The 21,949-nt window shown below is 52.1% G+C and carries 22 protein-coding genes; 11 read left to right on the top strand and 11 right to left on the bottom strand.

Features of this window, described 5'->3' with window-relative positions:
• Window positions 1-53 precede the first annotated feature (53 nt).
• Window positions 54-1,562, bottom strand: coding sequence for an anion permease (locus HV318_RS05505; RefSeq protein WP_196390179.1), 1,509 nt, complete (start codon window positions 1,560-1,562; stop codon window positions 54-56).
• Window positions 1,563-2,190: 628 nt separating this feature from the next.
• Between HV318_RS05505 and HV318_RS05500 the strand changes: the two genes are divergently transcribed.
• Both HV318_RS05500 and HV318_RS05495 read left to right on the top strand, forming a co-directional pair.
• Window positions 2,191-4,971, top strand: coding sequence for an NADH-dependent fumarate reductase (locus HV318_RS05500; protein ID WP_182271912.1), 2,781 nt, complete (start codon window positions 2,191-2,193; stop codon window positions 4,969-4,971).
• A 93-nt stretch (window positions 4,972-5,064) separates the two neighbouring features.
• Entirely contained in the window at window positions 5,065-6,027 is a 963-nt protein-coding gene (locus HV318_RS05495; protein WP_182271911.1) for an FAD:protein FMN transferase, read from the top strand.
• On the opposite strand, the gene dcuR is transcribed toward HV318_RS05495, so the two are convergent.
• Both dcuR and HV318_RS05485 read right to left on the bottom strand, forming a co-directional pair.
• A complete protein-coding gene (gene dcuR / locus HV318_RS05490; RefSeq protein WP_182271910.1) occupies window positions 6,008-6,727 on the bottom strand; it encodes a two-component system response regulator DcuR in 720 nt (239 codons plus the stop codon). The genes HV318_RS05495 and dcuR overlap by 20 nt on opposite strands.
• A complete protein-coding gene (locus HV318_RS05485; RefSeq protein ID WP_182271909.1) occupies window positions 6,724-8,340 on the bottom strand; it encodes a sensor histidine kinase in 1,617 nt (538 codons plus the stop codon). The genes dcuR and HV318_RS05485 overlap by 4 nt, the downstream gene beginning before the upstream one ends.
• Before the next feature lie 163 nt (window positions 8,341-8,503).
• Between HV318_RS05485 and HV318_RS05480 the strand changes: the two genes are divergently transcribed.
• A complete protein-coding gene (locus tag HV318_RS05480; RefSeq protein WP_182271908.1) occupies window positions 8,504-9,367 on the top strand; it encodes an N-acetylmuramic acid 6-phosphate etherase in 864 nt (287 codons plus the stop codon).
• Window positions 9,368-9,425: 58 nt separating this feature from the next.
• Here HV318_RS05480 and HV318_RS05475 read toward each other — a convergent pair whose 3' ends face one another.
• Window positions 9,426-10,532 carry a porin OmpC gene (locus tag HV318_RS05475; protein ID WP_182271907.1) on the bottom strand — a complete coding sequence of 369 codons (1,107 nt, stop codon included), beginning with the start codon at window positions 10,530-10,532 and terminating at the stop codon, window positions 9,426-9,428.
• Window positions 10,533-11,001: 469 nt separating this feature from the next.
• Here HV318_RS05475 and drpB point away from each other — a divergent pair, with 469 nt between their 5' ends.
• The 4 genes from drpB to HV318_RS05455 all read left to right on the top strand — a co-directional run bounded on the left by drpB (window position 11,002) and on the right by HV318_RS05455 (window position 13,985).
• On the top strand, window positions 11,002-11,271 hold the full coding sequence (gene drpB / locus HV318_RS05470; protein ID WP_182271906.1) for a cell division protein DrpB: 270 nt from the start codon (window positions 11,002-11,004) through the stop codon (window positions 11,269-11,271).
• Between the two features lie 51 nt (window positions 11,272-11,322).
• Complete coding sequence (locus tag HV318_RS05465; protein ID WP_182274537.1) at window positions 11,323-12,024, top strand: phosphohydrolase; 702 nt, start codon at window positions 11,323-11,325, stop codon at window positions 12,022-12,024.
• A gap of 61 nt (window positions 12,025-12,085) precedes the next feature.
• Window positions 12,086-13,501 (top strand): DNA cytosine methyltransferase, encoded by a 1,416-nt coding sequence (dcm, locus tag HV318_RS05460; protein ID WP_182271905.1) that lies wholly within the window; start codon window positions 12,086-12,088, stop codon window positions 13,499-13,501.
• Window positions 13,482-13,985, top strand: a complete 504-nt coding sequence (locus tag HV318_RS05455) for a very short patch repair endonuclease (RefSeq protein WP_182271904.1) — start codon at window positions 13,482-13,484, stop codon at window positions 13,983-13,985. Before dcm ends, HV318_RS05455 begins: the two co-directional genes overlap by 20 nt.
• Here HV318_RS05455 and yedA read toward each other — a convergent pair.
• Complete coding sequence (gene yedA / locus HV318_RS05450) at window positions 13,945-14,859, bottom strand: drug/metabolite exporter YedA (protein ID WP_182271903.1); 915 nt, start codon at window positions 14,857-14,859, stop codon at window positions 13,945-13,947. The two genes, HV318_RS05455 and yedA, sit on opposite strands and share 41 nt — an antisense overlap.
• 178 nt (window positions 14,860-15,037) lie before the next feature.
• Between yedA and HV318_RS05445 the strand changes: the two genes are divergently transcribed.
• From HV318_RS05445 to dgcQ, 3 genes are all read left to right on the top strand, one after another.
• Window positions 15,038-15,949: a DUF808 domain-containing protein gene (locus tag HV318_RS05445; RefSeq protein ID WP_182271902.1), complete on the top strand. Its 912-nt coding sequence runs from the start codon at window positions 15,038-15,040 to the stop codon at window positions 15,947-15,949.
• Between the two features lie 79 nt (window positions 15,950-16,028).
• Window positions 16,029-16,211, top strand: a complete 183-nt coding sequence (locus tag HV318_RS05440) for a YodC family protein (protein WP_182271901.1) — start codon at window positions 16,029-16,031, stop codon at window positions 16,209-16,211.
• Between the two features lie 80 nt (window positions 16,212-16,291).
• Window positions 16,292-17,995 carry a cellulose biosynthesis regulator diguanylate cyclase DgcQ gene (gene dgcQ, locus HV318_RS05435; protein ID WP_182271900.1) on the top strand — a complete coding sequence of 568 codons (1,704 nt, stop codon included), beginning with the start codon at window positions 16,292-16,294 and terminating at the stop codon, window positions 17,993-17,995.
• Window positions 17,996-18,202: 207 nt separating this feature from the next.
• Here dgcQ and yodD read toward each other — a convergent pair whose 3' ends face one another.
• Entirely contained in the window at window positions 18,203-18,424 is a 222-nt protein-coding gene (gene yodD / locus HV318_RS05430) for a YodD family peroxide/acid resistance protein (protein WP_182271899.1), read from the bottom strand.
• A 128-nt stretch (window positions 18,425-18,552) separates the two neighbouring features.
• Between yodD and dsrB the strand changes: the two genes are divergently transcribed.
• Window positions 18,553-18,741, top strand: a complete 189-nt coding sequence (dsrB, locus tag HV318_RS05425; protein WP_182271898.1) for a protein DsrB — start codon at window positions 18,553-18,555, stop codon at window positions 18,739-18,741.
• A 102-nt stretch (window positions 18,742-18,843) separates the two neighbouring features.
• Here the strand turns inward: dsrB and rcsA are convergent, their stop codons facing one another.
• The 5 genes from rcsA to fliO all read right to left on the bottom strand — a co-directional run bounded on the left by rcsA (window position 18,844) and on the right by fliO (window position 21,948).
• The gene (gene rcsA, locus HV318_RS05420) at window positions 18,844-19,467 is read right to left on the bottom strand and encodes a transcriptional regulator RcsA (RefSeq protein WP_182271897.1); all 624 of its coding nucleotides are present in this window, start codon (window positions 19,465-19,467) and stop codon (window positions 18,844-18,846) included.
• Between the two features lie 296 nt (window positions 19,468-19,763).
• A complete protein-coding gene (gene fliR, locus HV318_RS05415) occupies window positions 19,764-20,549 on the bottom strand; it encodes a flagellar biosynthetic protein FliR (protein WP_182271896.1) in 786 nt (261 codons plus the stop codon).
• A gap of 7 nt (window positions 20,550-20,556) precedes the next feature.
• Window positions 20,557-20,826 (bottom strand): flagellar biosynthesis protein FliQ, encoded by a 270-nt coding sequence (gene fliQ, locus HV318_RS05410; protein ID WP_003859587.1) that lies wholly within the window; start codon window positions 20,824-20,826, stop codon window positions 20,557-20,559.
• Window positions 20,827-20,836: 10 nt separating this feature from the next.
• A complete protein-coding gene (gene fliP, locus HV318_RS05405; RefSeq protein WP_182271895.1) occupies window positions 20,837-21,574 on the bottom strand; it encodes a flagellar type III secretion system pore protein FliP in 738 nt (245 codons plus the stop codon).
• Window positions 21,574-21,948, bottom strand: coding sequence for a flagellar biosynthetic protein FliO (gene fliO / locus HV318_RS05400; RefSeq protein WP_182271894.1), 375 nt, complete (start codon window positions 21,946-21,948; stop codon window positions 21,574-21,576). Before fliO ends, fliP begins: the two co-directional genes overlap by 1 nt.
• Between the last annotated feature and the right edge of the window lies 1 nt (window position 21,949).

Genomic DNA, 21,949 nt, shown 5'->3' with positions numbered 1-21,949 from the left:
CGTATTGCTCCATAAAAATAAAACCGCCGGAGGTTTAATCCGGCGGTCAGGAATCAGAACATCATGGACATCCACGGGTAACCAATCAGCAGCAGGGCCGCCAGGAAGATGGCACCGAAGATGGTGCCCAGACGCCAGTAGTCTTTGGTTGGCAGGTAGCCACTACCGTAGTAAATCGGGCTTGGACCAGTACCGTACGGAGTGATGATCCCCATGATACCCAGAGACGTCACCATCAGCAGGACGAACACTTCCATATTCATGCCCGGAATGGTGGAGGCGATGGTCAGCATCGCTGGCAGCAGCGCCGTAGTGTGCGCGGTGGTGCTGGCAAACAGATAATGCAGCAGGTAAAACGCCAGCAGCAGTACGATAGTCGCAACGCCCGGAGAGATACCGCTCATCAGCAGGCCACCTTCTTTACCCAGCCAGCTAATAAAGCCGGTGGAAGAGAGACCATCTGCCAGAGCAACCAGAGTGGCGAACCAGACGAAGGTATTCCAGGCCGCTTTGTTACCGGTGATATCATTCCACTCCAGCACGCCAGTCCAGAGCATTAAACCTACGATTAACAGCGCAGCCATTGCCGGTTCAATCCACGCAGCGGCGAAGATCCACATCAGCAGCGCACAGCACACAAACACCAGCAGCAGGATTTCATTGCGGGACAGTTTGCCCAGTTTTTCCAGCTCACGGCTCGCCCACAGCGGCACTTCATCGTTCACTTTCACTTCTGGTGGGTAGAACCAGTAGGCCAGCAGCGGCATGACCAGAATCAACAGCACACCCAGCGGCAGGAAGGCGATAAACCAGGTACCCCAGGAGATGTTAATCCCCACGGTGCTTTTCACCAGCGCCAGTGCCAGCAGGTTTGGTGCGAGCGCGGAGAGGAACATTGAGCTGGTGATACAGGCTGCGGTGATCGCTACCCACATCAGATACGAACCAATTTTACGCGCGCTCGGGTCGTTAGGTTTTGAACCGTACAGCGGTGGCAGGTTAGCGATAATTGGGTAGATAGTACCGCCGCTACGTGCGGTGTTAGACGGCGTAAACGGTGCCAGCAGCAGATCCGCGAAGGTGATGGCATAACCGAGCGTCAGGCTGCGACGGCCCAGATACTTCACCAGAATCAGCGCCAGACGGCGACCAAAGCGGGTTTTGTCATAGCCTGCGGCGAACATAAAGGCACCAAAAATCAGCCACACGGTTGAGTTACCAAAACCGCTTACCGCCCATTTAAAGGAGGCTCCCGCCAGCTTGAATTTTGGGTCGGCCAGTTGATCCGGGCTGAACAACACCCACTGGCTACAGAGTGCAATTGCGACCACACCGGTCAGGCCAATCACTGCGCCTGGCAGCGGTTCGAAGATCAAGCCGACGATCACGCCGACGAAGATAGCGAAGTAGTGCCATGCATAAGGAGGCAGCCCTTCCGGAACGGGAACAAACAGCAGCAGTACGGCGACGATAATCGGCAGCGCCATCATCAGCAGACGTTTTGCCTTTCCGTCGGGTGCTTTACTCGCCACAGGAGGCGTTACAGCAGTTTTTGTATTCATAGTTTCGCGTCTTAAGTTGTCAGGAATTCGGTTATATCGTGAAAATACAAATTCGCTTTCTTTAGTTTCTTTAGTTTCTTTAGTTTCTTTGGTTTTTTTAGTTATTTAAAGTGCGTTTTTGTGATTTCGCTAATAGTGATTTATCGCATTAAGGTCTGCGGTAAATTAAAAAATGATGATATTTATATATTGCGCTTTTGGATGCCTTGATTTTTGATCGCGATCAAAAAAATAGAATCGCAGAAGTATTTTTCATCGTTTATTAATAACCACTCAGGTGTATGTGGGTATTGTGTGTTTTTATTTTTTAATTGTTGATTTTTGATAACATTTGATAAGAGTGAGCTTGGTTATCTTATTGTTTTATTTATATTTATTAGAATTCACACAGAGCGGTAACGTAAGCAAAAAGTTAACAATGTTTAAATTATTGTGAACGGAGTAATTTATATCTCTAACACCAATGTGTTATTAATGTTATCGAAGGGATTAAATAGTTTATTAACTAACGTAATAGCTTTAGAAACTAAAAAAATCATTATATTAATATTATGAAATCGGCATAAAAAACGAAATAAAACTGGTCCGACAACGAATTCTTAATTTTTTAAAGTTTGGAGTTTCTATTATGAGCACTAACGAACGTATTTTAAGCCCCTTCACATTACCGAATGGCACGGAACTGAAAAACCGTTTGTTAATGGCACCGATGACAACCTGTACGGGTTACTATGATGGTACGGTCACCAGCGAGCTGGTGGAGTACTATCGGGCACGTTCAGGCAGCATTGGTACCATTATTGTTGAGTGCTGTTTTGTCGACGACCTGGGTCTCGCTTTCCCGGGGGCGATTGGTATTGATAACGACGAAAAAATCGCCGGGCTGGCGAAAATCGCCGATGCCATCAAGTCCAAAGGTTCTAAAGCCCTTCTGCAGATCTACCACGGTGGTCGCATGGTCGACCCGAAACTGATCGGTGGCCGTACACCTGTTGGCCCAAGCGCAGTTGCTGCGCCGCGTGACGGTGCCGCGACGCCGGTTGCGCTGACCACCGAAGAAGTGGAAGGGATGGTTGGCAAGTTTGGTGAAGCCGTACGTCGTGCCATCCAGGCTGGTTTTGACGGTGTTGAAATCCACGGGGCAAACACATACCTGATTCAGCAGTTCTACTCTCCGAACTCTAACCAGCGCGACGACGAGTGGGGCGGCAGCCGTGACAACCGCGCCAGATTCCCGCTGGCGGTGCTGGATATCACTCACAAAATGGTGCGTCAGTACGCGGATGATGCTTTTATTATTGGCTACCGCTTCTCCCCTGAAGAGCTGGAAGTTCCTGGCATTCGTTTTGACGACACCATGTACCTGCTGGAAAAACTGGCCGCGCGTGGCGTGGATTATCTGCACTTCTCTGTAGGTGCGACCCTGCGCCCATCTATCGTCGACACGCAAGATCCCACCTCGCTTATCGAAAAATACTGCGCGATGCGCTCTGAAACGCTGACACAGATCCCCGTGATGGGCGTGGGCGGTGTGGTGAATGCCGCCGATGTTAATGACGCGCTGGAACATGGCTACGACCTGATTGCCGTTGGCCGCGCAACCATCGCGTACCCGGACTGGACTGACCGCATTGCTGCCGGTGAAACGCTTGAGCTGTTCATGGACAGTACCCAGCGCGAAGCGTTAAGCATTCCAGAACCGCTGTGGCGTTTCTCGCTGGTGGAAGCGATGATCCGCGACATGAGCATGGGTGAATCCAGATTCAAACCGGGTATGTTCGTTGAGAAAGTGCAGGACGACGCCAATGAGCTTGTCATTAACGTCAGCCTGGAAACCGACCGCATCGCCGATATTGAACTGGCCTCCGGTCCGGGTGAAGACGTGGAGTTTGTCACCAGCTTTGAAGAGATCCGCACCCGCATTCTGGATGCCAATACCCCGCATGTGGATGCCATCACGGGTGCAACCAGCCAGAGCGAAGCGGTGAAAAAAGCGGTGTCGAAAGCGATGCTGAAATCCAGCAAAGCGCTGGCGGCGGAAGAAGGGGCTGACCCGAACGAAACCAAAAGCGTTGACGTTGTAGTGGTGGGTAGCGGCGGTGCTGGTCTGGCGGCGGCAATCCAGGCGCACGACGAAGGCGCGAGCGTGCTGATTGTTGAGAAAATGCCCTCCATTGGCGGCAACACCATTAAAGCGTCTGCGGGCATGAACGCCGCAGAAACCCGCTTCCAGCGGGTGAAAGGCATTCAGGACAGCAAAGAGTTGTTCTACCAGGAGAGCCTGAAAGGCGGTGGAAACAAGAACAACCCGGCGCTGCTGCACCGCTTCGTAGAAAACGCGCCAGAGGCTATCGAGTGGCTGGCGACACGCGGTATCATGCTGAATGATATTACCACCACCGGGGGAATGAGCATTGACCGTACCCACCGTCCAAAAGATGGTTCTGCCGTCGGCGGTTATCTGATTAGCGGCCTGGTACGTAACGTCAACAAGCGTAACATCGACGTGATGCTCGATACCTCCGTTAACGACATCATCTTCGAAAACGGCGAAGTAACCGGTGTACGTCTGACCACCGAAGAGAACGAAACGATCGTCGTGGCGACCAAAAGCGTGGTGGTGGCAACGGGGGGCTTCAGTGCCAATAGTCAGATGGTTGTGAAATACCGTCCGGACCTGGAAGGGTTTGTGACCACCAACCACAAAGGGGCGACCGGTGGCGGTATCGCATTGCTGGAACGTATCGGGGCCGGTACGGTCGACATGGGCGAGATCCAGATCCACCCAACTGTCGAACAGAAAACCTCGTATCTGATTTCCGAATCCATTCGCGGCGGCGGGGCGATTCTGGTTAACCAGAAGGGGAACCGTTTCTTTAACGAGATGGAAACCCGCGATAAAGTCTCAGCGCAGATCATCGCACTGCCTGAAAAATACGCCTATATCGTCTTTGATGAGCATGTTCGTGCGAAAAACAAAGCGGCGGATGAGTACATCGCGAAAGGGTTTGTCACCAGCGCCAGCTCACCTAAAGCGTTGGCTGAAGAACTGGGAATGGATTACCACGCTTTCCTGGCCACGCTGGAACGTTACAACGGTTTTGTTGAAAAGCAGCACGATGATGACTTTGGCCGTACTACTGCACTGCGTGCACCAATCAACGAAGGGCCGTTCTACGCCATTCAGATTGCACCGGGTGTACACCACACAATGGGCGGCGTGACCATCAACACCGAAACCTGCGTGCTGGATAACAGCCATAACGTGCTGCCGGGGGCGTTTGCTGCGGGTGAGGTTGTCGGCGGGATCCACGGCGGTAACCGTATCGGTGGTAATGCGGTGGCAGATATCATTATTTTTGGTACGCTTGCCGGACATCAGGCGGCGATGCGCGCAAAAATGGCATAAGGCACCTGTTTTTCAGGCCGGATAAACGCGCGTTATCCGGCAATTTCCCCGGCGGCTCGCTGCTTGCCGGGGCTACATCTGAGGAAGCATGCCATGCCCGATGACAACCGCGTTTACAGTTATTCCGCTGTCCTGATGGGCTCGCCCATTCTTCTGAAACTCTTTTCCCATGATGAAGCGCTCGCTTCTCGCGTATTTCGCCTGATCAAACAGTACGAAGATGTGCTCACCGTCAACCGTGCGCATTCGCAGGTGATGGATATCAACCATGCAGCCGGGCAGCATCCGGTCGCGGTCAGTCGCCCGGTATTTGAACTTATACGCTGCGCAAAAGCCGCCAGCCTGCTCCAGGACAGCGCCTTTAACCTTGCCATTGGTCCGCTGGTGAAACGCTGGAAAATCGGCTTTCGGGGAGATAGCGTACCGCCAGCCGATGAAATTGCCTCGCTGCTTGCAGTTACCCATCCGGGTGATGTTGTGCTCGATGATGCAAACAGCAGCGTTTTTCTGACCAGGCCAGGGATGGAGATTGATCTGGGGGCGATTGCCAAAGGTTATATTGCCGACCGGGTGCGGGATTATCTGCGCAAAGCGGGGGCTGAACTGGGGTTGATTAACCTGGGTGGTAATATCCAGACGTTAGGTTCGCCGGACGGGGGCTGGAGCGTGGGGCTTAAAAAACCGTTCGCCGGTGATGAACTGATTGGCACGATGACGGTTGAGAACATGTCCGTTGTGACATCAGGAACGTATGAGCGCTACTTTGAGCAAAACGGCAAACGCTATCACCACATTCTCAACCCACGTACTGGCTACCCGCTGGACAATGAACTGGACAGCGTAACCGTCGTTTCAAAAGATTCCATTGATGGCGATATCTGGACCACGCTGATGTACGGAATGGGCGTGGAGAAAGGGTGTGCTGCCCTGCGTGCGCGCCCTGATATTGAGGCTATCTTTGTGACCAAAACGAAAGAAGTGGTGTTCTCTTCAGCGCACCACTTCCGTTTTACCTTACTGGACAGCAGCTACCGGGTTACTGGCAGTACTGTTTAAGCAGCCCTGTCTGCTCGGGCTGGAGCCGGTAACGATATACCGGACGCCCGGTGGCACCATAGTGAATGCTGGTGAACAGGATGTTGATTTGAGCCAGCCAGATCAAATACTTGCGACAGGAAACACGCGAGATATTCACCGCGCTCGCCAGGTCATCCGTGGAAAACTCCATCTCCGGGTGCGCGTCAATCCACTGACAGATGGTGCGCAGCGTCTGCGGGGTTAACCCTTTCGGCAGTTTTTTACTGTCCGCCAGCTCCGGCGCACCGCCGTGCAGCAGTCTGTCCACATCTGCCTGCTCATAATACTGGTGTGAACCCATCAGGTTACGTTTTGCCTTCCAGCCGCTCAATGCCTCTTCGAAACGCGGGAACTGGAACGGTTTAATCAGATAATCCACCACGCCGTAATGCATGGAGGTCTGGATCGTTGCGGCATCGGATGCCGATGAGATCATAATCACATCGATCGGGCGGCCTGACGCACGGATGATGGGCAACAGATCCAGCCCGTTATCCTGTTGCATATAAACATCCAGCAGCACCAGATCGACAGGCTGGCTCGGGTTATTAATGACTGCCTCGGCCTGGTTGAGCGTAGAGGCGACACCGCAGCAGCTAAAGCCTTCAACACGGTTGACGTACAGACGGTTGAGGTCAGCTACCATTGCGTCATCATCGACAATTAAAACATTTATCACGCGATATTCCTCTCGCTATCCCAGGGGATGTGAACAAAAAATTGAGTAAATACACCCGGTTCAGACTCGACGCTGATGTCCCCACCGAGATTCTGGATCTGCTGGCGGGCAAGGAACAACCCAACGCCCCGGTTTTCACCTTTTGTTGAGAAGCCCTTCGTAAAAATATCCTCCAGTGCTACCGGATCGATGCCTGGGCCATCATCGCTGACTTCACAGCTGAGCCAGCCGCTTTGATAGTGCAGCAGCAGGCTGATTTCACCTTCCGTTTGATCCTGCATAGCGTCCAGTGCATTTTCGATCAGATTCCCCAGCACGGTAATGAGTACCGCGACCTGCTCTTCGTTGGCCGTGTCGGGGAGCAGACATTCGTCGGACAGCGTGAGGGTAATTCCGGCCTCTTTTGCCCGGTTGATTTTACCCAGCAAAAAGCCAGCAATCACCGGAGATTTAATCTTATGCTGAATGGCTCCAATGTCAGTCTGGTAATTATGCGCCGTCTGGATAATGTACTCTTCCAGCTTGTCATAGCGCTTCATATGCAGCAGCCCCAGGATCACATGCAGCTTATTCATAAACTCATGGGTGTGGGAGCGCAGGGCATCGACGTAGTTGACCATGCCATCAATACGCTGCATCAGCTGGCTGATTTCCGTTTTATCGCGGAAGGTGCAGATGGCCCCAATCACCCGATTCCGGCTTTTTACCGGGACCATATTACAAAGTAATAACCGCCCGTTGCAGCTGATCTCCTGGTCCTGGCGGGCAATACCGGTTTTCGACACTTCCCGCAGGCTTGTCAGCAGCGGTTCGCTGGTATTTTCGGTTTGTTGGCCCGGTAACAGGAGTAACATTTCTCTGCCAGCGTGGTTGACCATCGTGACGCGACCATGAATATCTACCGCCAGGACACCTTCCCGGAGCGACTGTAGCATCGCCTGACGTTGCTCAAATAGCGCGGAGATTTCGTACGGCTCCAGACCAAACAGGATCCGTTTCAGTACGCGGACAAGACCCCAGATCGCCAGCGAACTCATCAGGATACTGAACAGAATGGTCCAGACGGCGTTCAACCGCCCGCGCGTAATTTGATCTTCAACTTTATTGAGGGAGATCCCCACCACGACAACGCCAATTTGCTCGTGCTGGGCGTCGTAGACCGGTGTGAACACGCGCAAGGCCTCGGCTAGTGCGCCCCGGTTAACGGAGACATTCTCTTTTCCTTCCAGAGCGGGTGTCAGATCGTCGCCAATAAAATGCAGGCCTAACAGCGCTTCGTTCGGGTGAGCGTAACGAATACCGCGCATGTCGGTGACCACGGTGAACAGCAGGTCGTTACGTTGCGTCACGGCCTGAGCGAGGGGCTGGATAATATCGGCCTGTGGGGCCTGCATCAGACCACGCTTCACGTCAGGGCTGTCGGCAAAGGTGCGGGCAATCCCCAGCGCGGTATCTTTAACATCATCTCGCGTGGCCCGCGTGATTTGCACTGAATAAAGGGCAAAAACCACCAGCAGGACAGAGCCGATAATGGCGCATACCATGAGTGTGACCAGGGTGTTTAGTTTCATGGGACGTCTGCGCGTCTCAGGAAACGGCTGCAAATCGCTCATTACCACTCCGTGATAAAGGAGAAAGGGTAATTATCACCGATGCCGCGCATTTCTTAAAGCTATGTAAAAGCATGCGGTTGCTCTACTTTTCGTGACCCTCCTCGCAGGTCATCCATATAAAACACTTTATAGTGTGTGGGTACTCATAATAAGGAGGCTGTTTATGAGCATTATGCTTACCGGTTCGGTCAAGGAAAGACGGCACGCCAGCACGATGAATATCGATAGATTGTCCACGCTGGACATGCTGAAAGTCATTCACCAGGATGATGCACAAATCTCTACGGCCATGACTCCCTGCTTAACGACGATTGCCCGCGTGGTCGATAACGCAGCGGCAACCCTGAGTCATGGCGGGCGTTTGGTGATCGTTGGCGCTGGCCCGTCCGGCCGCGCGGCAAAACAGGCGGCAGATGAATATGCGCCGGGAAAATCCCCGGTGATTGCCATTACGGCAGGTGATGATGCCGGAAGCTACGAGCGTGGTGTCGCTGACCTGCAGGCTATCGGGTTTGGCGAGCACGACATGATGCTGGCGGTCACCGTCAGTGGAAAAACCCCCTGGGTCTGGGGAGCCATGCGGCATGCGTGGTCGCTGGGGTCGACTGTCGCTGTTATTACCGATGATGCACAAAGCGAGGCGGCGCAGCTGGCAAGCATGGTCATTGCGCCTGAACTGGGGGCTGATGCCGTTGCCGGGTATATCAATACCAAAGCGGGGATTGCGCAAAAAATGATCCTCAGCATGGTCGCTACCGGGCTGGCAATTCGCACCGGGCGTGTTTACAGCAACCTGCGTGTGGATCTGGAAGCAAGCAATACCAAATGGGTTGAACGGCAAATTGCGATTGTAATGGAAGCCGGGGGATGCACCCGCGCCGTTGCGAAAGCGGCGCTGGAAAGCTGTAACAACAACTGTAAAACAGCGGTGCTGATGGTACTGACCGGGCTGGATGCGTGGAAAGCGCATGAGTTGCTGGCGCAGAATAATGGATTTATTCGGGTGGCATTGCAGGAAGCACCGTAAGGGTGTGTGCCAGAGACAAAAAAAGCCCGCTGTATGCGGGCTTTAGTCTTTATGGGGATTAGAACTGATAAACCAGACCTACCGCCACGATATCATCAGTGCTGATACCGTTTGCGCTGTAGAAGTTATCGTCTTCATCCAGCAGGTTGATTTTGTAATCAACATAGGTGGACATATTCTTATTGAAGTAATACGTTGCGCCAACGTCTGCATATTTCACTAAATCTTTGTCGTTACCGTAGCTGGAATTCAGGTCTTTACCTTTAGACATCAGGAAAGAGATGGCAGGACGCAGACCGAAGTCGAACTGGTACTGTGCAGTGACTTCAAAGTTCTGGGTTTTGTTTGCTACACCGAAGTCACCGTATGGCGTCATGTTGCGGGTTTCTGCATACATTGCGGCCAGATAGACGCTGTTGGCATCATATTTCATGCCCAGGGTCCAGGCATCCGCTTTGTCACCGCCAGCCGTCGTTTTAGTGACCTGATCGTTGGTACGGTCGGAAGAGGAATATGCTGCACCAGCGGTGAAGCCCATTCCGAAGTCGTAGGAGGTTGAAATACCCCAGCCGTCACCGTTTTCTTTACGAATATCGCGGCCGTTGTTGGTGCCTTCCTGATCGTTTGATGCACTTTCATTATTACCCTGGTACTGAAGGGCAAAATTCAGGCCATCGGCCATACCGAAGAAACCATTGTTACGGTAAGTTGCAACACCGTTTGCACGGCCAGTCATAAAGTTATCGGTATGGGTATAGGAGTCGCCGCCGAACTCAGGCAACATATCGGTCCAGCCTTCTACGTCGTATACAACACCGTAATTACGACCGTAGTCAAATGAACCGTATTCACCAAATTTCAGACCCGCAAAACCAAGACGTGTCCACGATTGTTTGTCACTGCCTTCAGTATTATTTGCCTGAATATTATATTCCCACTGACCATAACCGGTCAGCTGAGCGTTAATCTGGGTTTCGCCTTTGAAGCCCAAACGTACATAGCTCATGTCGCCGTCAGAACCGGTGTCATCAGAGAAATAGTGCAGACCATCCACTTTACCGTACAGGTCTAATTTATTGCCGTTGTTGTTGTACACTTCAGCCGCATTTGCAGCGCCAGCCATTAATAAAGCAGGTACAATAATTGCCAAAACTTTTCTTTTCATTATATATTCCCTTTAAAGATAATTTATATGAATATATGTAGTGACTCTCCGTAACTACAGGCCAGATACTATTCTATGGGGTATTATTTAGGTTCAAAAATAAATGTAATTAAAATAGTAAAAGAATTACAAAATGTTTCTATTTGTCTATTTATTTTTCTTGTGAATTTCTTTCCCGAATATATAGGGGTTAATTATTATTAAGTATTTATTTTGAATATTATTCCGTAGTTTTAATTTGCAGGAATTATATTTCATGTGACGTGTAGTCAGAAGAGAACATCATTTTCAACAGCATTACGCCGGGAATGTGCCAGTCTGCAAATTTGCCAGAGATCAACTTAACGCAAACTTGCGAGCAGAAAGCGTCGCGGAGCCCGACGTTTAATGCCAAAATGTGACTATAATCACAAAATTTGAGTGGATATGTGAAAACGGTAACGTGGTTGCCGTGGAGTAAGGATTGAAGATGGAACGAAAAAACGATCGTAGCCTGGGAGGCAAACTGGCTCTGTGGGTGTTTTACGCTTTTTGCGGATACTTTGTCTGGGCGATGGTTCGCTATATATGGGTAGTGAGTAAAATTCCTTCACTGTCCGATACCATTGTTGACGGGTCTCTGGGATCGACCAGCGGTAAGTGGCTTGGGGCACTGTTTGGCTTTTTAGTACTGAGCACCGTAGGCCTGATTCTGGGCGGGATTGCCTGGTACACGCGCCCACGCCAGGACAACCCGTGATAGCCGCAGGGAAAATTGCTATTGTAGTGGTTTAAGCGACAGGACGTGATGATGGAAATTGCACAGTGGCAACACCGCTTTGAGCGCTGGCTTGATGAAAACCACACTACCGACGACGCCGCGCATGATATTTCGCACTTTCGCCGTGTCTGGATGACGGCGCAGAACATCATGGCTAACCAGATGGCTGAGCCGCTGGTCGTGCTGACGGCATGTTATTTCCATGACATTGTCAGCCTGCCGAAAAACCATCCCGATCGTAGCCAGTCATCACAGCTGGCGGCGCGCGAGACGCGTAATATTTTAAGACGCGATTTCCCTGATTTTCCCTCAGAGCACTGTGCTGCCGTGGAGCATGCCATTGAGGCGCACAGCTTTAGCGCAGGCATTACGCCGCAAAGCCCTGAGGCCAAAATTGTGCAGGATGCTGACCGGCTGGAGGCATTAGGCGCTATCGGTCTTGCACGTGTTTTTGCCGTATCGGGGGCGCTGGGTGTGGCGCTTTTTGATGCAGAAGATCCGTTCGCTGATGCTCGTCCGCTGGACGACAGAACCTTCGCTCTCGACCATTTTCAGACCAAGCTACTGCGCTTGCCAGAGACAATGAAAACGGAAGTGGGGCGCGAACTCGCGCGGCATAACGCCGATTTTCTGATCCAGTTTATGGCAAAACTGAGTGCCGAATTACAGGGTGACTGCCTGGGGTTAGATAGCCAGGTTCAGCACCGCTTTCGCCGCAGTTTGAGTGACTGAACTGTGGTAATCTGTTCCCCGTCTTTATTGCCTGGTTAAAAGAATGCAGGAAAATCGATCAGTGACTAAGCCCGCGTCTGAGCAGGCTGAGAAATCAACGGCAACGGTACAGGCGCTACTGCACCAGTTGCTGGATATCTATGATGCTAAATCTTTGGCAAACCAGCTGGCAGCACACGGTGAGAGCCACTGGAGCCCGGCAATTCTCAAGAGACTGCTTACCAGCGAGCGGGCAGGGCATCGCCTGAGCGAGAGCGAGTTCCGTTACCTGCAAAACCTGCTTCCGCGCCCGTCAGCGGCACATCCGAACTATGCCTTCCGTTTTATCGATCTCTTTGCCGGTATCGGCGGGATCCGGCACGGGTTTGAAGCCATTGGTGGGCAGTGCGTATTTACCAGCGAGTGGAATAAACATGCGGTTCGTACCTATAAAGCCAACTGGTATTGTGACCCTGACGCGCATCATTTCAATGCCGATATCCGCGATGTGACCCTGAGCCACAAAAGCGGTGTGACCGATGCAGAGGCTGCCGCCCATATTCGCGATACTATTCCTGCACACGATGTCCTTCTGGCTGGTTTTCCGTGCCAGCCTTTCTCGCTTGCCGGGGTATCGAAAAAAAATGCCCTCGGACGCGCCCACGGTTTTGCCTGCGATACGCAGGGAACGCTGTTTTTTGATGTTGCCCGTATTATTGATGCCCGTCGTCCGGCTATTTTTGTGCTGGAAAACGTCAAGAATTTAAAGAGCCATGACGGTGGGAAAACCTTCCGTATTATCATGCAAACGCTCGATGAGCTGGGCTACGACGTGGCCGACTCGCAGGATATGGGCGCAGATGACCCGAAAATCATCGATGGCAAATTTTTCCTGCCTCAACACCGCGAACGTATTGTGCTGGTGGGCTTCCGTCGCGATCTCAATCTGAAGGGGGATTTTACCCTGCGGGATATCCCGTCGTTGTATCCGGCGCGTCGTCCGACCGTGGCTGATCTGCTGGAGCCCGCCATCGATGCCAAATTTATCCTGACCCCGGTGCTGTGGAAATACCTCTATCGCTATGCCAAAAAACACCAGGCAAAGGGCAATGGTTTTGGTTTTGGTATGGTTAACCCGAACGATCCGCACAGCGTGACCCGCACACTGTCCGCCCGCTACTATAAAGACGGCGCGGAAATTCTTATCGACAGAGGGTGGGATAAAGCCCTGGGCGAGAAAGACTTCGACGACCCGCAGAACCAGCGTCATCGTCCGCGTCGCTTAACGCCACGTGAATGCGCGCGCCTGATGGGGTTTGAAACGCCGCAGGGTTACAGCTTCCGTATACCGGTGTCGGACACTCAGGCGTACCGTCAGTTTGGTAATTCCGTGGTGGTTCCCGCATTTGCCGCAGTGGCAAAACTACTGGCCCCACGCATCAAACAGGCTGTTGCGCTGCGCCAGAGTGAGGCCGTCAATGACGGATGTACACAATAAGGCGACTCGCAGTAAAAATATGCGTGCCATCGGCACGCGTGATACCGCAATAGAAAAACGGCTAGCCGGGTTACTGGAGCAGGCTGGTTTTGATTTTCGCGTGCAGGATGCCGCGCTTGCCGGGCGTCCCGACTTCGTGGTCGACGCGTATCAGTGCATCATCTTTACCCACGGCTGCTTCTGGCATCATCATGACTGTTACCTGTTTAAAGTCCCTGCGACCCGCACCGATTTCTGGCTGGACAAAATAGGTAAGAATGTGGCGCGAGACAAACGTGATATTGCAACGCTTGTTGCACAAGGCTGGCGGGTGCTGATTGTCTGGGAGTGTGCGCTGCGCGGCAAGCTGAAGCTGAATGATGTGGAACTGACTGAGCGGCTGGAAGAGTGGATCTGCGGCGGCGGGCAGGCCGCGCAGATCGACACCCAGGGGATCCATCCGCTTAGGGTTTCTCCACCTCACACGGAACCACCACCGGTTTAGCCGGCAGCAAATATTTCCCCAGCGTGACCAACACCACGGCAAAAACAATCACGCCTAATGCCAGCCATTCAATGGGAGAGAGCGTTTCGCCACCGAATCCGCTTCCCAGCAGTACGGCCACTACCGGGTTGACATACGCGTAGCTGGTGGCGACGGCAGGGGAGACGTTACGGATCAGGAACATATAGGCACTAATGGCAATGATGGAGCCAAACAGCGCCAGGTAACCTACGGCCAGGAAGCCCGACAGATCCGGCACTGCCGTCAGCTTTTCGCCCGTCAGCATGGAGGCAATCGACAACACAATTCCTGCGGCGAGCATCTCAATTGCGCCAGCCATCATGCCGGACGGTAACTCAATGCGCGAACCGTACACGGAACCAAACGCCCAGCTCATGGAGCCAATCATGATCAACAGTGCGCCCCACGGATTTCCGCTCAGGTTGCCGCCGCTGTTGAGCAGGATAATCCCGGCAAGACCAATCCCAATGCCCAGCCACTCCAGCTTACGGGTGCGGATGCCGAAAAGACGGCTGAAGCAAAGCGTAAACAGCGGCACGGTTGCGACCACCACTGCGGCGATCCCTGAAGGAACATTCTGGTGCTCCGCGACGGTAACCGCCCCATTCCCCACGGCCAGCAGCAGCAGGCCAATCAGGGCTGCGTTAAGCAGTGGGCGCAGTGCAGGCAGTTTATGTCCCCGCAGCAGTAAGAAGGACATCAGCAGTATTCCTGCCGAAAGAAAACGAATGCCCGCCATCATCAGCGGTGGCCAGCTTTCCACGCCGATACGAATGACAAAATAGGTGGAACCCCAGATGATATACAACGAAAAAAGAGCACCAATGAGCGGTAATAGTTGCCGGAAACGCATAGTCCCTCACGACGAAATGAAAAGGTCGCTAACAGTAAACGTCAAAACGGTCAGGCTGGCGAGTTCTTTAATTGTGAGGTAAGTGTGAATTTTTTGTTGACGTAAGGTGCCTGTTTCAGGCTTTACGCTTTTGCTCCATACTATTCACTTCATTACTAAAAAAAGAAGGATAGAGATTTTGGCAGGAAGTAGCTTGTTAACATTGCTGGATGATATCGCCACCTTACTGGACGACATTTCGGTGATGGGCAAACTGGCGGCAAAAAAGACCGCCGGTGTACTGGGAGATGATTTATCGCTGAACGCCCAGCAGGTGAGTGGGGTTCGGGCCAACCGTGAACTGCCGGTGGTCTGGGGCGTGGCAAAAGGGTCATTCATTAATAAGGTGATCCTGGTACCGCTGGCGCTGCTGATAAGCGCCTTTATCCCCTGGGCTATCACCCCTTTGCTGATGGTGGGGGGGGCGTTTCTGTGCTTTGAAGGGGCTGAGAAGATCCTTCATTCGCTCGCGTCACGTAAAGAGCATGATACCCCTGAGATGCGCCAGCAACGCCTTGAAGCACTGGCTACACAGGATCTCAAAACGTTTGAGCGCGACAAGATCAAAGGTGCCATCCGCACCGATTTCATCCTTTCGGCGGAGATTGTGGCGATAACGCTCGGGATTGTTGCGGATTCTCCGCTGTTGAACCAGGTGCTTATCCTTTCGGGGATAGCCCTTCTGGTCACGGTGGGCGTCTACGGCCTGGTGGGGTTGATCGTCAAACTGGATGATATCGGCTACTGGCTGGAAGAAAAATCAAGCACCGTGGCAAAAGGTATTGGCAAAAGCCTGCTGGTGCTGGCTCCCTGGCTAATGAAGAGTTTGTCGGTGGTCGGCACGCTGGCGATGTTTCTGGTTGGGGGCGGCATTGTGGTGCACGGTATCGCACCGCTACACCATGCCATTGAACATGTCGCTGCGTCTCAGGGGACGCTGGTGGCGGCTATCCTGCCAACGCTGTTGAATCTGGTGCTGGGCTTTATCATTGGTGGTATCGTGGTTGCAGTCGTGACGCTGGTTGAAAAAATGCGTGGGACGTCGCACTAATTTGTTACTTGTTACAGGATGCAAAAAGGCCATTTCTCGTCTAAATTGAAACAGTTTCACCCTGATACAGGAGGCAGGTATGGTCTTTTTGGTCAGTGATGAAGTTGAGCCTAAGAAAGGTGGCCCTCGCATGATTGTCACCGGGTATTCCAGCGGAATGGTGGAATGTCGGTGGCATGATGGTTACAGCATCAAGCGTGAAGCTTTTCGTGAAGATGAGCTTCAGCCGGGTAACGGGCGACAAAAGCGCGACAAGGCTTAATCACGTAACGCCCGGCTTTGTCGGGCGTTTTTACAGAACAATACCGTACCGGGTATGAGAGTGGTAATCAGGGAGTGTGTGTGCAGCGCGACACCTATTTTGTAAAACGATCTTTTCTGCAATGGCTGCATAATCGTAGCAATCCCGGCCTGATTGTTAACATCTGCTTTCTTGTTGTGCTCATTTTTTCTACTCTTCTGACCTGGCGCGAAGTCGTGGTGCTGGAAGGGGCGTATGTTTCAAGCCAGCGTAATCATCTGGAAACGGTTGCCAGTGCGCTGGACAGACAGCTGCAATTTAGCGTCGATAAACTCCTTTTTTTCCGTAAAAGTATGGGCGAAGCGCTTCAGACGCCCCTGGGGTTTGATGTCCTGCAAATGGCCGTCGCGCGCTTTAAAACGGTGCGCAACACCCCCTCCTGGCAACTGATTGTCGATAAAGATCGCACGCTGCCTGTTAATGGCGTCTCGGATGAATTTGTCAGTAAAACCACGTTGCTAAACCGCGATGATGAGCATATTAGCCATGAAATCTCCGCGGCGCTGGAAGTCGGGTATTTACTGCGTCTGGCCTCGTCATCCACTCAGAAAGAAGAGCGCGCGATGTATATTTCGCGTGCCGGGCTCTGGGTCGCTACCAATACGCCCGTGAATGATGACGAGATCATTTCCCGCTATTATCATTTTGTCACGCGTCCCTGGTTTACCCAGCAATCCGGTCGCGCCAACCGTGCACGGGCGGTACGCTGGTTTTTCTCCTCAACGACGTCAACAGCACCAGCAGATGCTCCGACGATCACCGCCAGTGTCCCGGTCTATTTCAATAATTACTGGTATGGCGTTGTCGCGCTGGATTTCTCTGTCGCAACCATGAAGCGCTTACTAAAGGATGCGGTGGCAGACCATACGGAAGGTGAGTACCAGCTTTACGACACCCGGTTGAACCTGATTGCGTCCTCTGAAGTCTCTGCCAGCAAGATAAACCTTTTTGACGACGTTGAAAGGGCGCAAATTGCCTCGGCTATTGCAAGTGATACCGAAGGCGGTCTCCGTCTGGGGAGCCGTTTTGTCAGTTGGGAGCGACTGGATCATTTTAATGGCGTGGTGTTGCGCGTTCATACCCTGGATGAAGGCGTGCGCGGTGATTTCGGCAGTATCAGCATTGTGCTGGCGCTCCTGTGGGCACTCTTTACCGCCATGCTGTTGATCTCCTGGCTGGTTATCCGCCGGATGGTGAGAAATATGTACACGCTGCAGAACTCACTGCAGTGGCAGGCCTGGCATGATCCGCTCACCCGTCTGAATAACCGTGGGGCACTGTTTGAGCGGGCAAAACAACTGGCGGAAACATGTCAACAGCAGTCACTGCCGTTCTCCGTGATTCAGATCGATCTCGATCACTTCAAAAACATCAATGACCTGTTTGGGCATCAGGCGGGGGATAAGGTACTGTCTCATGCTGCAGGGCTCATCGCCACCGGGTTACGTACCAGCGATGTTGCCGGGCGTGTTGGTGGGGAGGTGTTTTGTGTGGTACTGCCAGGGATTGCACTGCCGGAAGCGTCAGCAGTCGCGGAGCGCATTCGCTCAAGGATCGACAGTAAAGAAATTCTGGTGAAAAAAAATACCACCATACGCATTAGCGCATCCTTTGGCGTGAGCTGTGCGCATGAAAAGGGGAATTACAACTTCGAACAGCTGCAGTCCATTGCTGACACCCGGTTGTATCAGGCAAAACAGTATGGACGAAACCGGGTTGTCTGGCGCGATCGTGACAAGGAGTGATCCAACTCCTGTTTCCTGTGGTGAAGGTATAACAAAAGATGCCGTACATCAGAAAATGTATTCATAACGCAAATATTTTCTTGTCATGCAAAATCGTTGAGGATACTGTTTACAGCACATCAGGATTCCTGGTGTAACGAATTTCAAGTGCTTCTTGCATAAGCAAGTTTCATCCCGGCCATCCCCATGACCGGGATTTTTTTCGCCCTAACGATTTGCTTCAGACACGCTAAAGTCATGAATATCAAGCTCGAAGGCCTCGGCCAGTTCACGGTAAGTGTGATAATCCCTCCCGTTCACAATGACCCGGTCGGAATGATCGTCCGAGCGGCGAACTTCGGACTCACTGATTTCATTGATGGCGGCCAGTAGGGCATCGACATCCACCTCGTTTCTGATGGTGTCGCTGTACGCTTTATCGGTCTTCATTACGGGTACCTCATTCAACCGTGTCCACCTTTAAGTATAGACTGCACACAAAAACATCATTCGCGCCCTGTGGCGATGTCAGTTAATGAGATTTGTTCTACACTGGCTCAAAACCGCAGGAGAAACGTATGAAGGTCAACGATCGGGTAACCGTCAAAACGGACGGTGGCGCTCGCCGTCCGGGGATAGTGCTGGCAATTGAAGAGTTTAGTGAAGGCACAATGTATCTGGTATCACTGGAAGACTACCCGCTCGGCATCTGGTTCTTTAATGAACTGGGGCATGCGGATGGTATCTTTGTGGAAAAAGCAGAGTAGCGTGGCGTCGGGTGGCAATCTGCGCGCCCGACATCTGCTGCATAGCAAAAATCTCTGGCCAGGCCAGAGATCAGGAGGAGCAGACTAAAGGTTTTAAGCAGGCTAACGCATGTTGACGAAAATTCCATTCGTCACATTATCCGTCAGGCGAACAACGTGGTAGATCACTTGCTTATTATGCGTTTTTATTTTCCTTTTAATATTACCTTTATGTGATGAAACGGTTTTTGCTTTAATATTCATCTGATCCGAAATTTGAATAGTCCCTTGCCCGGCCATCCACATTCGCAGCATACTTGATTCAGTCCTGCTTAATGATAAAGTGGGTAAGTTAACTGCGCCTACATTCTTTACTTCTTTATTCAAATAATCGCCCAGGATGTCATCCAAAGACTCTGGTTTAATCGATTTAGAACTGATCAATAAATTTTTACGAACCAACAAATATTCATCAAAGTGAATGTTGGCTATCGCCATAAAAACAATAAACAGAGTTTTGGGATGTTGATTAATGATTTGCTTAATTTTCTGACTGTTGGCTGGATCGTGAATGAAACAGTCCTCATTAATAAACACCACGCCTGGCTTGAGGTCATCACAAGCGGCTGCAAGTTCGTCAACGGTGTGTGCATCGTTGATGTCTCTCTTTCTTACCCCTCTGCTTGCCAGGTACCCGGTTAACCCTAGCCGGGTGTAGCTGCATAAATCCATAATGATCGTTGACATGGCATACCCTCACTCAATGCGTAACGATAATTCACCATCTGCCTGAGAGCTCATAAACAGCCATACGGGATGGAAAAAAATTAATAAACCTGTGAGCATGACAAAGACTTTCAGGCGGACTCACTATCCCGTAAAGTTACGTATAATTTGCCAGGAATCATCTCAAAGTAAAGTAAATATTAAGTATTGTGAGGTGGTTAGAAACAATTAAACCGCGTCAGATATATCCTGGAAGATGTTTTTCGCGATTTATTTTAGGAATATCCTCAGAAAGACACTGAGAACAATGCGGGTTATTATTTGCGAGGGAGTTCGCTGACAATATCCGCTAACAGGTTGAATATCTCGCTGAATAAATGTTCACAGAAGGGGGCGATAAGTGGCATCAGCAATGACATTAATAAAAGTCCGACCGTCAGAGTCACCGGGAAACCAATGACAAATACCGAGAGCTGCGGAGCCATTCTGTTTAGTAAACCCAGTGCAAGGTTAACGGTCAGCAGCAGGGTAATGATAGGCAGTGCCAGCATCAGTCCGTTGAGGAAAATAAGCCCGGCGGCACGGACGAGGGCCAGAAATGCATTGCTGTTCACCGGATTTTCACCAATCGGCAGCGTATGGAATGTATCCACCAGCATGGAGATCAGCCACAGATGACCGTTGAACGAGAGAAACAGCAGCATGGCCAGCAGATCGATAATTCGTGCCAGCACGGGCATGTTGAGGTGGCTACCAGGATCGACGAAGGTCGCAAAGGATAGCCCCATCTGCAGACCGATAAGCTCACCAGCAGTACGAATGGCGGCAAACGCGAGCTGCATGGTAAACCCGACGGCCACGCCAATCATCACCTGCTGCAACGCTACCCACACCGCATTCGCCGAGAAGATGGGGATATCCACCGGTGGCAGAGAAGGGGCAACGATAATGGTGATAATGATGCCCAGCCCCACTTTGATCCGCTTGGGTATCGATTTCTCGCTGAGAATGGGGGCGGTTGAAATGAGTGCCAGGATGCGCAGCATCGGCCAGAAATAGACGCCAAGCCACTGAACCCACTGGTCGCTGGTGATGTGCAGCATCGTCGTATTAGCCGATGATATACGGCAGGTTGGTAAACAGGTTGCGCATATAGTCCAGCAACAGGTTTAGCATCCACGGCCCGGCAACGATAATCGCCACGAACACGGCGATGATTTTCGGGATGAATGACAGCGTCATTTCGTTAATCTGCGTGGCGGCCTGCAAAATACTGATGATAAGGCCGGTCACGAGCGCAACAAGCAGCAGGGGCGCGGCAACAGCAATGGCGACTTTCATCGCCTCCGTTCCCATCATCATGACCGATTCTGGCGTCATTGCGCGCTCCTCAACTGTAGAAACTTTGCGCCAGCGAACTGACAAGCAGTTGCCAGCCATCGACCAGCACAAAGAGCATGATCTTAAAGGGCAGAGCAATGGTGGCGGGGGGAACCATCATCATACCGAGTGCCATCAGGACGCTGGCGATCACCAGGTCGATAATCAGGAACGGAATAAAGATGGTAAAGCCAATCTGGAACGCGGTTTTCAGTTCACTGGTGACATACGCGGGCAGCAGAATGCGCATCGGCACGGCTTCCGGGCCTTGCATCTCACCGGTGTGAGACAGACGGGCAAAAAGGGCTAAATCCGCTTCTCGCGTCTGGCGCAGCATAAACTCGCGCAGAGGCTGGGCCCCTTTTTCCAGCGCGACCTGCATGGAAATCTTATCTTCGCTGAACGGCTGATAAGCGTCGGTGTAAATCTTATCGATGACCGGCGACATAATGAAAAAGGTCAGAAACAGCGCGAGCCCCAGCAACACCTGGTTCGGCGGAGCAGATGGCGTGCCCAGCGCGTTACGCAGCAGGCCAAACACGATGATGATACGGGTGAAGCTGGTCATCATCAGCAGGATCGCCGGAATAAACGTCAGCGAGGTGATAAAGACCAGCGTCTGAACCGGGAGCGACCAGCTCTGTCCGCCACCGGCAATGGGGGTAGAGACCAGACCCGGCAATTGCGCATACACGGCGGGAGCGAACAGGCAAAGACCCGCAAGCGTAAGGGATAACAAACGGCGCATCAGGATCTCCCGGAACGCTTAAGCAAACTCTTCATGACGGACTGAAAATCCGCAGGGGATTCTGCGCTCTCGTCACCCGGGGTGGGCGCAGGCGGCAGTTTATGTAAGACGTTGATGGTTGACGCGGTCACGCCCAACACCAGGCGCGCATCGTCAACATCCACAATGACCACGCGCTCGCGTGGCCCCAGTGACGTGCTGGCGCTGACCTTCATACCGCGTGCTCCGGCGGTTTTACCCGCCAGGCCAAAACGTTTTGCCAGCCATGCGGCGATAAGAATAAAGGCAATAATACCGAACAGCGCGCCGCTCACCTGGAGCAGCGGTGAGCCGGGGACAGCGGAAGGTTGCGATAGTGTTGCCTGGGTTTTCATG

The sequence above is a fragment of the Enterobacter sp. RHBSTW-00901 genome (assembly GCF_014103115.1).
Lineage (GTDB): Bacteria > Pseudomonadota > Gammaproteobacteria > Enterobacterales > Enterobacteriaceae > Enterobacter > Enterobacter cloacae_P.
Note: the sequence above shows the minus strand (reverse complement) of the source record. Positions and strands in the feature narration are given on the sequence as shown.

Bases quoted from the DNA above. Each gene is read 5' to 3' on its own strand.
- yedA (WP_182271903.1), bottom strand. From the start codon at position 14,859: ATGCGTTTCCGGCAACTATTACCGCTCATTGGTGCTCTTTTTTCGTTG.
- fliO (WP_182271894.1), bottom strand. From the start codon at position 21,948: ATGAAAACCCAGGCAACACTATCGCAACCTTCCGCTGTCCCCGGCTCA.
- HV318_RS05505 (WP_196390179.1), bottom strand. From the start codon at position 1,562: ATGAATACAAAAACTGCTGTAACGCCTCCTGTGGCGAGTAAAGCACCC.
- fliQ (WP_003859587.1), bottom strand. From the start codon at position 20,826: ATGACGCCAGAATCGGTCATGATGATGGGAACGGAGGCGATGAAAGTC.
- dsrB (WP_182271898.1), top strand. From the start codon at position 18,553: ATGAAGGTCAACGATCGGGTAACCGTCAAAACGGACGGTGGCGCTCGC.
- HV318_RS05500 (WP_182271912.1), top strand. From the start codon at position 2,191: ATGAGCACTAACGAACGTATTTTAAGCCCCTTCACATTACCGAATGGC.
- HV318_RS05480 (WP_182271908.1), top strand. From the start codon at position 8,504: ATGAGCATTATGCTTACCGGTTCGGTCAAGGAAAGACGGCACGCCAGC.
- fliP (WP_182271895.1), bottom strand. From the start codon at position 21,574: ATGCGCCGTTTGTTATCCCTTACGCTTGCGGGTCTTTGCCTGTTCGCT.
- fliR (WP_182271896.1), bottom strand. From the start codon at position 20,549: ATGCTGCACATCACCAGCGACCAGTGGGTTCAGTGGCTTGGCGTCTAT.
- drpB (WP_182271906.1), top strand. From the start codon at position 11,002: ATGGAACGAAAAAACGATCGTAGCCTGGGAGGCAAACTGGCTCTGTGG.
- HV318_RS05495 (WP_182271911.1), top strand. From the start codon at position 5,065: ATGCCCGATGACAACCGCGTTTACAGTTATTCCGCTGTCCTGATGGGC.
- HV318_RS05485 (WP_182271909.1), bottom strand. From the start codon at position 8,340: ATGAGCGATTTGCAGCCGTTTCCTGAGACGCGCAGACGTCCCATGAAA.
- HV318_RS05455 (WP_182271904.1), top strand. From the start codon at position 13,482: ATGACGGATGTACACAATAAGGCGACTCGCAGTAAAAATATGCGTGCC.
- rcsA (WP_182271897.1), bottom strand. From the start codon at position 19,467: ATGTCAACGATCATTATGGATTTATGCAGCTACACCCGGCTAGGGTTA.
- HV318_RS05440 (WP_182271901.1), top strand. From the start codon at position 16,029: ATGGTCTTTTTGGTCAGTGATGAAGTTGAGCCTAAGAAAGGTGGCCCT.
- yodD (WP_182271899.1), bottom strand. From the start codon at position 18,424: ATGAAGACCGATAAAGCGTACAGCGACACCATCAGAAACGAGGTGGAT.
- HV318_RS05465 (WP_182274537.1), top strand. From the start codon at position 11,323: ATGGAAATTGCACAGTGGCAACACCGCTTTGAGCGCTGGCTTGATGAA.
- HV318_RS05475 (WP_182271907.1), bottom strand. From the start codon at position 10,532: ATGAAAAGAAAAGTTTTGGCAATTATTGTACCTGCTTTATTAATGGCT.